The organism is Hymenobacter sp. GOD-10R, assembly GCF_035609205.1.
Taxonomy (GTDB): Bacteria; Bacteroidota; Bacteroidia; order Cytophagales; family Hymenobacteraceae; genus Hymenobacter.
In genome coordinates, this window is the sequence record NZ_CP141184.1 from 6,430,313 (window position 1) to 6,444,506 (window position 14,194).

Sequence of the window (14,194 nt, forward strand, 5' to 3'; positions counted from 1 at the left end):
TGTTCGTTCTAGCGTCAGTCGTTCAACGAGGAGACGCAAGTATGCGTCTCTACAACGTTTTAGCTACCCCCAACGAAGCACGCGAGATGCTTCGGCAAGCTCAGCATGACGTTCTTGAGGGTTCGTGCTTGGTCTCTCTTTAATCCACTACCACTTGCTCCTTCACCGCGTCTTCCTTCTTCAAGGGCGATTTCACATACTTGAAGTTGTTGTTGCGCAGCACCACGTTTTTAGTTTTGTCGCCGTTGAGCTTCAGGAAGGTTTCGGTGCCAGCGGCGGGGAAGGAGTTGTACACGAACACGTCTTCCGTGTTGGTCAGGTCGATGGTGGCGGTGGCGGCTTTGGGAGCTAGGGTGCGCACGCCGTCGAGCAACAGCGTTTTCACGTTTTCGGCGCGCACGGCGGGACCGGTGGCGGCATTCACCTGCACGTTGTGAAACTCAATGTTTTGGGCTTGCTTCACCGTGAAGCCAGTTTTGGCATTGAGATTCATGTTGTTAAAGGTGACGTTTTCGATGGGCATTTCTTCCAGGCCATTGAGGTAGCCGGCTTGGTTTGTCTCGGCGGTGATGTTGCTGAAGTGAATGTTGCGGAACCTAGGGGTACGCTCCGTGATGGGCTCGGGCTGACTCTTGGCGTACTGCATATCCAGCACGATGGCCTGCTCGCGGATGTTCTTCATCACGATGTTGTCCACCCGGATTTCCTCCACCACTCCTCCCCTGCCGCGGGCCGTTTTGATGCGAATGCCGCGGTCGGTGCCGTCGAAGATGCAATTCGAGATGGTAATCTTCTTCACGTCGCCCGACATCTCGCTGCCGATCACTACGCCGCCGTGCCCTGAGAGCATGGTGCAGTTGGTGATGGTGTAGTTTTCGGCTGGCGCGGCCATCTTACGGCCCGGACCATCTTTGCCCGACTTAATGGTGATGCAGTCGTCGCCGACGCTGATGTGGCAGTTGGAAATGTGCACGTACTTGCACGACTCCGGGTTGATACCGTCGGTGTTCGGCGACTTCGGGTTGTTGATGGTCACGCCCGTAACCGTCACGTTTTCACAAAACTCGGGGTTCACCGTCCAAAAAGGCGAGTTGCGGATGGTAATGCCTTCAATCAGCACGTTTTTGCAGTACATCGGCTGGATGAATGGTGGTCGTAGGAAGGCTCGCTCCATCACGCCCGGCACGTCGGGTTTTAAGCTGTTCAGCACCTCCGGGTTCAGGCGGCGAAATTCCTTCTGCCACTTCGACTCATTCTCCCGCCGCGACTTGCCCTCAGCAAACGCCCACCACTTTTTGCCCTGCCCATCAATCAGCCCGCGGCCCCGGATGGTGATGTTCTCGACTTTGTAGGCATAGAACAGCGGCGAGAAGTTCATCACATCCACGCCCTCGTAGCGCGACTGCACCATGGGCAGGTAGTCGTCGAAGTTGTTGCTGAAGTAAATTTCCGCCCCCGCATCGATGTCGATGATGATGTTGCTTTTCAGATGAATTGGGCCGGTTTTGTACTTACCGGCTGGGAAATACACCGTGCCGCCGCCCGCCTTCGAAGCCGCATCAATAGCCTTGGCAATGGCCTGAGTAGCTAGCTTGCTGCTGTCGCGGCGCGCACCATACTTCACTACATTGTAGTACTGCTGCGCCACGGAAACCGTAGCACTTGCCAGCAAAAGCACGAAGCTCAGGGCTAGGTATTTGAGTTGATTCATAGCGTTAGTTTTGTAGAGACACATACTTGTGTCTCATCGTTGAACGATTCGGCTTAGAACGATGCGCCGTAAACAACATCAGCAACGCGAGGAGACACAAGTATGTGTCTCTACAACGTGCAACGTAACCTAGCCTGGCAGCGTCGCCAATGCCCGCTTTAGGTCCTTGCCTTGATATATTTGCTTGCCATCGGCATAGATACGCAGGCCTTGGCCTCTACCGTATTTTTGGCCGGTTTCATCCCACAGCACTGTGATGCTCTTGCCGTGGTACGGCACGTTGTCGAGGCAAAACCACGCCCACTTACCTGCCGGGATCAAAGGAAAGATTTCCAACTTATTGTCAGCCCTAGGTTTTAGACCAACTAGGTCGCTGATAACTAAGTCACAGAAGCCGGAGTGGTTGTAGAAGCTGCTGCGCGGGTTGTCGCCTTTCAGCCACTCGCCGTTCTTTTCATCTTGGTATTCACCTAGGTAGGGCACACCGCGTTTCTGGTGCGAGAGGGCGTATTTGCGCAGCTCGTCGTAGTACACCTGCGGGCTCATGCCGTCTTGGTGCTTGTACTGGGTGAGCAGGTTGGCGAGGCCTTTCAAGGTTTGGGTGGTGGCAAAGGGCCACACGGCGCCGTCCCACTCGCAGCCGTGGCCGGAGCCGTGGGTGCGGAAAGTGGGGGCGCGGCGCTCGGCGGTGGTCAGGCCCCATTTGGCTTTGAAGCCGGCCGAGTCGGTGAGCTGCTCCCATTGCTTGGCGTACTTGGCTTTGTCGTCGGGCAGGGAGAAATACCAGGGAATGTAGCCTAGCTCCTCCCGCGACTCGCACAAGGGGCCGGCTTCATATTTTACTTTGAAGAAAGACGCTGGCTCATCCCACAAGTTCTTCTGCACCAGCGTTTTTAGCTCCTTTTCTTTCTGCTTGTATTTGCGAGCGAGGCTGTCATTCTTCACCAGCGCCGCCATAGCGGCCAGCGCTTTGGCGTTGCCGTACATGTAGCTGTTGATGGTGGGCCGCACGTTCTTGTTCTTGCGCGAGCCGCTGATGGATTCCTCCATGGCGTCGCGCACGTCGAACTGCCAGAACATCTGGTTGGGCAATTTGCGCTCAGTTTCCCACAGGCGGTAGTCGTCGTTGAGGGCGGGCAGCACCGCCTGCACAAAAGCTAGGTCGGGGCGCACGAGGTAGCGGTTGTACACGGCATCGTCGAGCCAGCTGCTAAAGGCATGCAGGTGGGGCTTCTTCTGCTTCGGATCGACAAAGAGCCAGAACTTGATGTACTCGTCGAGGTACTGCTGGTTCCGCAGCCAGCGTGCTTCGTAGATGTGGTGACCGAGGGCGCTGCTGATGGTGTTATGAACGCCCGCGTGGTTCATCGGTGTCATGAACTCCGTGAACACGTAGCCGTCGGGCGTCTGCTTCAGGTGCTTGCGCATCGTCCACCAGCGGTAGTAGTACGTCTGCTGAATGGCCGAATCGGGGCACTCGAACAGCGGCACGTTCTGCGCCATCCAGTCGGCCGACTGGGCGTTGGTGACGTAGTTCTTTACGGCTTCTTCCACGTCGAGCGAGTTAAAATACGCGACGCTGCTTTTCAGCTTGTCGGTGTTCAGCACCACGGGCGCGCTCTGCTGCGCAAGGCTAGGTTGCGGCTGTTGCCAAAGGGCTAGGCTAGCGAGAGAGAGAAGAAGCTTGGTTCGTAACTGCATTTATTCGTCCTAATTTGTCATTCCGAGCCAAGCGAGGAATCTGGGTTTGGCTATAGCGAACTCAGATTCCTCGCTTCGCTCGGAATGACAGATGATGTTTACTCAAAGAGCCAGTCGATTTCCTTTTTCTCCCCGCCCGTACCTAGGCCGGCGTCGTAGGTGCGCACGTCTTGGCTGCCGTCGATGAAGCCGAGGATCAGGCAGGCTCCCCGGTTCAGGTTCAGGGTGTGGGTGCCAGCTTTGAAGGAAAACGTGTGCACGTTCACCGGCGGTAGGTTGCCGGCGAGTAGGGCGTGAGCGGTTTTGGTATCGGCCTGACCGAAGTCATTAGCGCTGGCATCGGTTTCGAGCTGCGGTGCTTGCAGGTAGCCGCTGCCTTTCTTCTCAAAATAACCCACCAGCACTTTCACTGGCTTCGTGGTCGAGAATTTCACCTCCGTGCCTTGTTTCTGCTGGCTAGCTTTGGAAAGCAGCACGCCTTTCAGCCCCACTAGCTCCGGTGCAAACGCCTTGATCGGCGCCGTGCTATCAGCAAACACCTCCTGACCAGGGGCAATGGTATAATAGCCAGCTACTTTGCTAAGCACATTCACCGGAGCATTTTGTAGAACAATCAGCTTTTTGGCTTGGGCCGAAGGCTTGATGGCTTTCAGTGAGTCGATATTGTGGCGAAAGTTAGCTAGCTCCTTCTCGTACACGGGCAGCATTTCCACCCAGGTTTTGTAGGTGCCATCTACGCCGCGCATCGGAATTTTGCGCTGTGCCGTCTGCATGCTGTTGGCGTAGAGGTAGGCGTTTTCGGTGTGCGCCACTAGCTTTTTGAAGTGCTCGATGCTGCGCTGCAAAGGCGCCACGGCTTGCTCCAGGTCGGTGATGTTGTTGGAGTACTTGTAGCGCAACACCTGCACCGCCGCCCTCGCTTTTTCAGCGTAGAAGTTGGCCATGGCATTGTAGCAGTACATGTCGTTTTTGAGACGCTCAAATTCCTCTTTGTTCTTGGTCACGCTTGGGGCGGCTTTCTCGATGGCGGCTACCGCCTTGTGGCCGTGCACCACCACTTCGTCGGCTACTTGCGGGGGCGTCTCGCCGATGTGCGGCTGACGGGCGGCTTCCTTGGCCGCGTACTCGATAATCATCTCGCCCTCTGGTGCTTCCGAATTATAAAGCAGCGTAAACAGACCGTAGCGGTTTGGGTTGATGAGCTGGCCCATCAGCATACCTAGGGTCAAGGTCTGGCGGTTGCCGTCGGTGATACCGTAGCGGCGCAGGAGCTTCGGTGAAATCTCGCCCGACTCTTCGTAGGCTTCCAGGATAGCTTTGCCGGCTTGCTCGTCGCAGCCATACATTTCGCCAATGGAGTTACCCCAGTAGCTCACTTCCGCGGGCCGTGGGCGGTTGGCTTTCCAAGCGTAGCGGGCCCAACCTTTGTACCAAATCCAGTCACGGTCTACTTGCAGCTCGCGCTGCACCACTTTGTCGGCGGTATAGGGCCAATCCCAGTACGAGGCTTGTGGGTAGAGGTGCAAACCATTGGCTTCGTACACGTTGTGCATAGCTTGCACACTTTTCTGGATGAAGTCGGCCGAGCCGTAGCGGAAGGGCTCCAGGTTGGCCAAGATGTGCACGTTCTCGATCTGCACCGTACCGATGCGACTCAGGTTGCGGTGCAGCTCGGCCCATGGGCCGCGAGGTGTGTAGGTCGTGAGGGCCTCGCCGTTGAACTTGGCTTCGGTGTAGAGATTCTTGTAGAGCGGCAGCGCCGCTTTCATCACCGCTTGAGCGTCGGTATCGTGAGCGCGCAGCACGATGGGCGGCTGCGTGGTTTGGCCTAGGGCTTTCAAGCCGTCTTGCACCCCCGGAATGATGGTTTTGGTAAACCACTCAATATCGTCTTGTCCCACACCTTCCATCGCCTCGCCCAGCGCCAGCATCAGGCCCACGTTCGGATACTTCTCCACGAAGGCCGCAATCGACTTGCGGGTATAATCGGCAATGAGCGGAACGATGGGCCGGTTACGGTCCTGGGTTTTGATGTTGTGGTGCTCGGCGAAAGGCTTAGAAACGAGAATGTTGTAAAACATTTGAATCACCCAAATGCCACGCTTGTCGGCTTCTTTGGTCAGGAAGCTGAAAATTTCTTCGTTCTTCTTGAAGGTGGCGTCGTCTACTTCTACGGCGTAAGGGTACTCCTTCAGCTTCACCAAGGAAGCAAAGGGGTGGCCGTTCCAGAGGTAGAGCGAGTTGTAGCGGTTCTCGACCATCATGTCGAGGTACTTGATCCACAACTCTTTGTCGTACAGCCAGGGGAAAAGCTCGGGCGTGTAGGGGTACTCATATACACCACGGCCGGGCAGATACGTCGGCTTCTGCACGCCGATGCAGGTGCCGCGCAACACCATTTCAGGTTGGTCGACGTAAGAAATCTGCTCGGGTAAAGTCTTCTTCTCCTTCACCTGATCGGCTAGCTCCAAGCAACCGTACAGAGCGCCCGAATCGTCGGCACCGGTGATAACCAGCACGTTGTTATTCGCCGAGTTGATGGCAAAGCCTTCTTTGGCTAGGGTCTTGGCCGCGCCGAGCTGGTAGGTGCTCGTCGCTTTTTGCAGTAACTCATCTCCTGGCTTCCCGACGACAATCAGCCCTTGCTTGCCAGCTAGCTTGTCCTGCTGCACCACTTTCACCTGGTAGCCCGCCGCCTGCAAGGCAGTTGCCAACCGACTGGCGCCGTACTGCAAACGCGCGTGGGCCGACTTCGGAATCACGATGGTGCGAGACTGCCCTTTTACCGGCGTAGCAAGCCCATAAGACCTAGGTGAGCAGAGCAGCAGAAAGCAGCTAACAAACAGCAGGGTACTGACTACTTTTTTTAGGGGGAAGCAATTCAAGAGAATCGGTTTTAAACTACTGATTAGGTGTTGACTTGCGCCTGCCGGTCCGACGGTGGAGCATCGTCGGACCAGCAGACGGCCTGTTTAGTATCCTGGATTTTGGCCGAACTCCGCGCCGTTCGTCAGTGAGTTCAACTCCTCTTGGCGGATGGGGCGGAGCACGTGGAAGGGCTGCACCTGCGTGATATCGGGGTTACGCTGGGTGATGTAGCTAGCAAAGTCATTTCCGCTACGTACACCTTTCATGCGCTTCACGTCAAACCAACGGATGTTTTCGCCGGCAAACTCACGGGCGCGTTCATCCAAGATGAAGTCGAGTGTCACGTCGGCTGCCGTTATCTGCATGGCGGTCGTTTGGTTTACGGGTGTCTTTCTGGCGGCGCGAGTTCGCAGTACGTTGATCATGGTAGCTGCCGCCGGGCGGTTACCTAGCTGAAACTCCGCTTCCGCCGAAATCAGGTACATCTCGGCTAGGCGCATCACCATCACGTCGTTGGTGCCGGCTTGCACGTTGGGCGCCGAGCGGTTCGGGTCGAAGAACTTCTTCAACGTCACGAAGTTCAGACCGTCCCGAATGGTGCGGTTCGACAGGTACACGTCGTTGCGGTCGTACACTACATACGTCCGCAGGTTTTTATTGGGTAGGGCCCGCTTGGTGATAACCAATGCCGTATCGCCCACGCGCAGCTGCTTGCCCACTAGGCTAGCATCTTTGCCGTAGGTGCGAGCGTCGGCCGCCGTCCAGGTGTAGGCTTTATTCGCCAGCCAGACTTCTTGGAAGGAGCTTTCGTAGCGACTGTCTTTCGTGGCATCGTACAGGTCTAGTAGCGTCAGCGTGGGCATCAGGCGGCGATTGTTTTCGTAGCCGTACACCACACTCTGCTCTAGGCCAGGCTTGCCATTATAAGGTGTCTGGAACACCTGAAACAGGCGGTTGCCTTGGTCGTCGTAGTTGAGGCTCTGGTTCGTAGAGTTGCTGACTACGTATAGCGCCTCGCCCCCATCCCGGCCCTGCTTTTTGTTGTTGACCGGGTTGAAGAGATCGGCATAGCTAGGCGACAGGTCTACTTTCAGCTCTCCTTTCCTCGTGATAATGGAGTTAGCCATGTCGCGCGCCTTCGTGAAGTAGGTCTGCGCGTCGCCGCCGGTCGAGTAGTACGCCCGCGACAAGTAGGCTCGGGCCAAGAAGCCCATGGCCGCCTTGTTGGTAGCGCGGCTATATTCGTTGCCCCAGCTCACGGGCAGATTAGCTGCTGCAAACTCCAGGTCGCTAATAATCAAGTTGTAGAAATCTTCTACCGAGCTGCGGGTAGCCGTCAGCACTGGCTCTTGGGTTTCCTGTGTGCGCAGCATTACACCGCCCCAGGTCTCCACCACGTGCCAGTAGTAGAAAGCGCGCAGAAAGCGCAGCTCGCCTTCGCGCTGGTTCTTGTCCTGCGCCGAGGTGAAGCCGGCCCCGTTGATGCGGTTGATGCCGGCGTTGCAAAGGTTAATAGACTTCCACAGCGCCGTCCAGGCGGCGCGGTTAGGGTTGCCTTGCAGAGGCGTTAGGCCGGCGTACTGGGTCAGCTGGCCAGCGTAGGTGTTCTTGTCACGGTTGAACCACAGGTCCGTGCCCGACTCGCTCATGAACTCGCCGTCTTCCTTGCCGTACCAGGAGCGCTGCTCGGAGTAGGCGCCATTCACGACCGTCACGAAGCCTTCGGGCGTGCTCCAGACGGTGTCGGCAGTGGCGTTGGAGGGATTATATTCGTCGAGGTCATTGCAGGCACCTAGGCCCAGCGCAAGCACTAGCCCGAGTGCGCGAGAGAAAAGGACTCGTTTGGTAGTTATCGTAGTTACTTTCATTGGTGTGGACCCGTTAGAAATTAAGATTTACCCCGAAGACAAATTGCCGGCTCAAGGGCGTCGATTCGCTGCCGCCGCGCTCGGGGTCGTAATCTTTAATCAAATGGCTTTTCGCCAGCACCAGCAGGTTAGAGGCCGTGGCGTAAATCCGGGCATTTTCCAGTAAGGCTTTGCCGGCAATACCCTTTGGAATGGTGTAGCCTAGGGTCAGCGTGCGTAGCTTGAAGTAAGAGCCCTCCACAAAATTCAGCGCTTGGTAGCCGGTGTAGCCTTGGTAAGAGCTGAGCGTCGTGCCTTTTCGGGGACGCGGGAAATCATTGGTAGGATTTTCGGGCGTCCAATAATCAATAATTGCCGGTCCGTTGCCTGAGCCCGCCGTATTGTAGCGGCCCAAGAATTCAGCGTTAATCATTTGCCCGTAGCGAGCAAATAAAAACATGTTTAAATCGAATCCTTTGTAGGTGAATGTATTTTGAAAACCACCTACCCATTTTGGTACGTTCGAGCCAATATAAGTTTGGTCGGCGGCGCTAAATGTGAAGTCCCCATTTAAGTCCGCTAATTTTATATCGCCTGGCTTAAAGGTGTAACTACCTATTTTATATTGCGCGGCAATATCAGCTTCGTTTGTCTGCCAAATACCTAGCTTCCGGTACGTGTAGAACGAACGAATAGGATGGCCCAACAACAGTGAATTACTTTCCGGATTGCTGGAAGCAATAATATCGGTACCACTCGTCAACTTCGTAATTTCCTCGATGTTGCGAGAAAAGGTAATAGTGGAAGACCATTTAAAATCTTTGGTCTGCACGTTTTGCGTGGTGAGGGCAAATTCAATTCCCTTGTTGCGGGTAGCGCCAATGTTTTCGTACACCTGCTGCACGCCCGAAGAAATAGGCAGCGGACGGAGCAACAGAATGTCGGAAGTGCGCGTGTCGTACACATCTACCGTAGCGCTCACGCGGTTATTGAACATACCTAGGTCCAGGCCGATATCGGTGGTCGCCGACTTTTCCCACCCTAGGTTCGGGTTGCCCACAGTAGGCTGAAACAAGTAAGCCGTGGCAGGTACGTCGCCGAAACCCATGCGGGCACTAGCCGACAGGACGCTTTGCGTGCCGTACGGATCAATGGCATAATTGCCCGCTACGCCGTAGCTAGCTCTGATTTTTAGGTTGTTAATCTTTTCAACATCCTTCAGGAAGGCTTCGTCGCTGATATTCCAGCCGACGGCTGCCGAGGGGAAGAAATCCCATTTGTTGCCCGGCGCTAGGCGCGAAGCGCCGTCGTAGCGGCCAGTCAACGTCAGCAGGTATTTACCGTGGTAGCTATAGTTCAAGCGGCCAGCGTACGCCATGTTTTTCGAGCCTACGTAGGGCGAGCGAATGGTGCGTGTGGTAGCCGTGCTGGTCGAACTTAAATCATAAAACAACTGCGACGCGAGTAATTGATTTGTACCACTGGCGTAGGTATTATCATTATCACTCTGGATGTAGTTTGTAATTCCGGTGAGCGTGAATGTATGATCACCGAAATCCTTAGTGTAGCTCAGAATATTATCCCAGTTGTAAAACCGGTTGAAATTCGTTTCCGACGAGGCTACCGATGTGCGCGTGCTTGCTTGCGTAAGCGACGTTTTATCGTTGTAAATACCGCGGCGGCTAAACGTAATATTGGTACCAAAGTTAGAGCGCAACGACAGCCCCTTTACCGGCGTGATTTCCAGGTAACCGTTGGCGATAATATTGGTGCGAATCGTGTTGTCGCGCGCTACATAGGGGCCGCGCTCATCAGCGAGGGGGCTTACGCGGCTCTGGTCGGCCTGAATGGGGTAGGCATTGATAGCACCATTGGCGTCGTAGGGCACACCTAGGGGGCTGATGGAAGTGGCCTGCCCTAATGGGTTCTGGCGGTCGTTCTGCTTGAAATACGTTATCTGACTCAGGAAACCAGTCTTCACGACCTTGCTGATATTCTGGTCAACGTTGAGGCGCAGGTTGTAGCGGTTATAGTTGTTGTTACGCAGCATACCCTCTTCGCGGAAGTAGCCCGCTGAAGCAAACACCTTCGTATTGTCGGAGCCTCCACGCAGCGATACGGAGTGGTTTTGTTGCGTACCGTTGCGCTTCACCAGATTCACCCAATCAACCCATTGGTTGGCCTGCACGGCGGGGTACTCACCTACATCGGGAAAGATTTTCGCATCATCGTCGGGGCTGTTCCAATCGCCGGTGGTCCGCCAAGCCTCTCGGCGTAGGTTTAGGTAATCTTCCCCAATTCTGGATTTCGGAAATCGATACTCATTTACTCCGTAATAACCATTGTAGGAAACTCTTATCTTACCAGCAGCGCCTTTTTTGGTAGTTACGATAATAACCCCGTTAGCCCCCTGGGCTCCGTAGATGGCCGTGGAAGAAGCGTCTTTCAACACCTCAATGGACTCAATATCATTGGGGTTCAAATCGGCAATATTACCGCCCTGGAAACCGTCGATGATGGTAAGCGGACTGTTGCGGTCGATGCCGCTGCCAGCTCCCGTACCGACGTTGCTGATGGAGCGCGTGCCGCGGATAGATATGGTGGAGTTGGCCCCTGCCGCGCCCGAGCTGCGTACAATATCGGCGCCGGGCACGCGGCCCTGTATAGCTTCAATGGCATTGTGGGTGGGCGTTTGCACGATGTCATCTGACTTCACCGAGTACACCGAGCCAGTTAGGTCGCGCTTCTTGACGGTTCCGTAACCAATTACGACTACTTCATCGAGGGCGGCGGCGTCTGCGGCTAGCCGAATATCCAGACGTGCCTGGTCAGGGGCTACGTTCAGCTCCTGCGACTTGAAGCCGATATAGCTTACCACCAAGGTGACACGTTGATTGCCAGGCACGTTCAAAGCAAACTCCCCTTTCGTATCCGTTGAGATGCCGTTGGTGGTGCCCTTCTCCACCACCGTTACCCCAAGCAGCGGCTCCGACTTATCGGCGCTGACAATGCGGCCTGTGATGCTACGCGTTTGCGCATAGCTAGCTATGATGGTTCCTAGCAGCAGAAACCACAGGATAAAAACTCGTTTCATAGAAGAATGTAGTGCAGGTGGGTGAGGCGTACACTGTCTGCGCATAACAGGCAGCTTAAAACCAAAATTAATTTTATCCTACGCTACTACTTTGTACCATTTTCTCTAACCATTATAGGAAGTTAGCATAGAGTTATTGAGCTATAATTATGGTGCAATAAATACTCTACCTATGTAAAAACTGCACTAGTATTCAGTTATAAATAATAGTCGAAATTCAATTTCAATCAGTAGTAATTAAAACAAAGAAAGCCCGTTCAATACTATTGAACGGGCTTTCTTTGTTTTAATTAACAACTTAGCGCGCAAGCACCGAATTAAGTTTACTATGTTTATTACTGTAGCCAAAATAAATAGCTAGGCCAATAATGAGCCACCCAAAAAACAAAATCCAGTTGCTGATACCAAGCTGCGTCATCAGGTAGAGGTTCGTAAGCAAACCTAGTACGGGCAGCAGCGACAAACTTTTGGTGAACGATACCACCGCTAGCCCCACGCAAAACAGCAGAAATACAATCATCGGAATCAGGTGGCGGAACCGCTCGTAACTGCCGCTGCTGAACGCTTGCCAGAACTCGTTGATGGCCGGGCGATTGTAGGTCAACAGCAGCGCGGCCCCAACTAAAAGCACCAGCGGCACCAGGAAGCGGCCGTTTACGTAGGGCACCTTGAAGCGAGCATCCGATCTTCCGTAGGGGTCGATGACCAGGATGCCACCGCACACCAGCGCGAAGGCGAACAGCGTACCGATGCTGGTGAGGTCAATCACAAGGTCCATGTTGAGCAGTAGGGCTGGCACACCCACAAATAGGCCCGTCACGATGGTGCTGAACGAAGGTGTGTGGAAGCGCGGGTGCACCTTAGCAAAAACGGGCGGCAACAACCCGTCGCGGCTCATGGTGAGCCAGATACGCGGCTGCCCGATCTGAAACACCAGCAGCACCGACGTCATGGCAAATACGGCCGACACGGCCACGACGCCAGCCAACCAATCGACCCCTACCTTCTTGAATACGAAAGACAGTGGGTCGCCCACCCCTAGCTCTTTGTAGCTCACCATGCCCGTAAGTACCAGCGTGATAATAACGTACAGGACTGTGCAAATTACCAAGGCGTAGATCATAGCGCGGGGCAGGTCGCGCTGCGGGTTTTTGCACTCCTCAGCGGTGGTGCTGATGGCATCAAACCCGATATAAGCGAAGAACACTGCCGACACGCCCTTGAGCACCCCGCCGACGCCGTTAGGCGCGAAGGGCGTCCAGTTGGCCGATTTTACGTAGAAAGCGCCCACAGCAATAACCACCGCCACTACTGCTAACTTCAACAAAACCAGCAGGTTAGACGCCGTCTTGGATTCCTTGATGCCAATGTACACCAGCGCTGTCACGAGGACGGTGATACAAAACGCCGGGAGGTCGCAGACGAGCTTGAAGTCACCGAATAGGGTCGGGGCGCTGTTCCAGACGCGGTACGCATCGAGCTGGGCCGGTGAGGCGCCGGATAATGGTTGCCCGGCCTGCATGAGGTCTAGCACGTCGTGGTAGCCTTTGTAGGCACTTTGAGTACCTAGGGTCAGATAGTCAGGCACATGCATCCCAATACCATCGAGCAAGCCGGTGAAGTAGTCGGACCAGGAAATGGCCACCACGATATTACCCACGGCATATTCCATGATGAGCGCCCAGCCAATAATCCAGGCGGCTAGCTCCCCGAAGGAGGCGTAGGCGTAGGTGTAAGCCGAACCACTCACCGGGATAGTAGCCGCAAATTGGGCGTAGCACAAAGCCGAAAAGGCGCACGCCACGGCCGTAAACACGAAGAGCAGCGATACGGCCGGGCCACCGTCGTGGGAGGCGTTGCCGATGGTGCTGAAGATGCCCGCCCCAATAACGGCCGCAATGCCAAGGGCCGTGAGGTCGCGCACGGTGAGGTGCCGAGCTAGGCCTCCGTCGCCGGGGCCACCGTGGGCGTCGGCGGGGGGGCTAGCTTGGAGTTGGGCAATACTTTTCCGACGAAATAAGGTGCTGGCGCGCGATGGAGGCAGAGGAGTAGACAAGGCGTAATTGGTTTTGAGAGGGCAAAAGATACAGAATAATGCGCCGGGGCTGCATCATGGGCATTGCAGCGCTGGTTAGAGCTAGCTTGTTTGAGCAGGAACGCACCATGGCACATTCCTACTTTTTTCCGGGCCTTGTGTGGAATCTGCTGGAGTGCGGCATCTAGGTACTAAACCTTCTACTCTGCTGCCTATGCCTAGCTTTTCTGTTCCTAGCCCCTGTGCTCAATCGTGGGACCATATGACCCCGGCAACGCACGGCCGTTATTGCGCTGCCTGCGAGAAGGTGGTTGTCGATTTCAGTTGCATGAATGAAGCTGAACTGCTCGATTTTTTCGCGGCCCACCCCTTGGAGCGCGTGTGCGGCCGGTTTCGACCTGATCAGCTAGAGCAACCCCGGCCCGCACCGTCCACCACAGCGCCCTCCTGGGCTAGGTGGCTGGCAACGGCCGCCGTTGCACTGAGCAGTTGCGAAATGCCCCCGCCGCTAGTTGGCCAACTGGATGCGCAACAAGCCACGGCAGCAACGGAATTCTTTACTGTACGCGGCCACGTCACCGACCGCCTCACGCGCGTGCCGCTCGCCAACGCTTACATCACCTGCTTGCAGGACACTACGCACACCGTGCGCACCGAATTCGATGGCAGCTTTGAGCTATTGCTGCCCATGAGTCTGATGGGTAGCAAGCTAGCAATAGAAGCAAATGATAATTATCACACCACACGCATAGTAGCAAGCACTCCCACGCTTGATATCGATTTGGGGTCCGAGGTCATGGGAGCTATTGTACCTAATGACTCGATTTCTACCGGCGCTGCCCCGCAAGAACATGTGCTCATACTTGGAACACCATCTATAATCACGAGGAACAAAAATTGATAATTTATTTAAAATCAATTATTTAAAAACTACATAT

The 14,194-nt window shown here is 55.0% G+C and carries 7 protein-coding genes; 1 reads left to right on the forward strand and 6 read right to left on the reverse strand.

The genetic code is table 11. From position 1 onward, the window contains the following. Nucleotides 1–139 precede the first annotated feature (139 nt). From SD425_RS25465 to SD425_RS25490, 6 genes are all read right to left on the reverse strand, one after another. A complete protein-coding gene (locus SD425_RS25465; protein WP_324673638.1) occupies nucleotides 140–1,711 on the reverse strand; it encodes a glycoside hydrolase family 28 protein in 1,572 nt (523 codons plus the stop codon). A 129-nt stretch (nucleotides 1,712–1,840) separates the two neighbouring features. Next, complete coding sequence (locus tag SD425_RS25470) at nucleotides 1,841–3,412, reverse strand: MGH1-like glycoside hydrolase domain-containing protein (protein ID WP_324673639.1); 1,572 nt, start codon at nucleotides 3,410–3,412, stop codon at nucleotides 1,841–1,843. 98 nt (nucleotides 3,413–3,510) lie between these two features. Further along, the gene (locus SD425_RS25475; RefSeq protein ID WP_324673642.1) at nucleotides 3,511–6,297 is read right to left on the reverse strand and encodes an alpha-glucuronidase family glycosyl hydrolase; all 2,787 of its coding nucleotides are present in this window, start codon (nucleotides 6,295–6,297) and stop codon (nucleotides 3,511–3,513) included. Between the two features lie 87 nt (nucleotides 6,298–6,384). Then, a complete protein-coding gene (locus SD425_RS25480; RefSeq protein ID WP_324673645.1) occupies nucleotides 6,385–8,148 on the reverse strand; it encodes a RagB/SusD family nutrient uptake outer membrane protein in 1,764 nt (587 codons plus the stop codon). A 13-nt stretch (nucleotides 8,149–8,161) separates the two neighbouring features. Further along, entirely contained in the window at nucleotides 8,162–11,221 is a 3,060-nt protein-coding gene (locus SD425_RS25485) for a TonB-dependent receptor (protein ID WP_324673647.1), read from the reverse strand. A 298-nt stretch (nucleotides 11,222–11,519) separates the two neighbouring features. Next, on the reverse strand, nucleotides 11,520–13,277 hold the full coding sequence (locus SD425_RS25490) for an amino acid permease (RefSeq protein WP_324673649.1): 1,758 nt from the start codon (nucleotides 13,275–13,277) through the stop codon (nucleotides 11,520–11,522). 193 nt (nucleotides 13,278–13,470) lie between these two features. Here SD425_RS25490 and SD425_RS25495 point away from each other — a divergent pair, with 193 nt between their 5' ends. After that, nucleotides 13,471–14,157: a hypothetical protein gene (locus tag SD425_RS25495; RefSeq protein WP_324673651.1), complete on the forward strand. Its 687-nt coding sequence runs from the start codon at nucleotides 13,471–13,473 to the stop codon at nucleotides 14,155–14,157. Nucleotides 14,158–14,194: the final 37 nt, after the last annotated feature.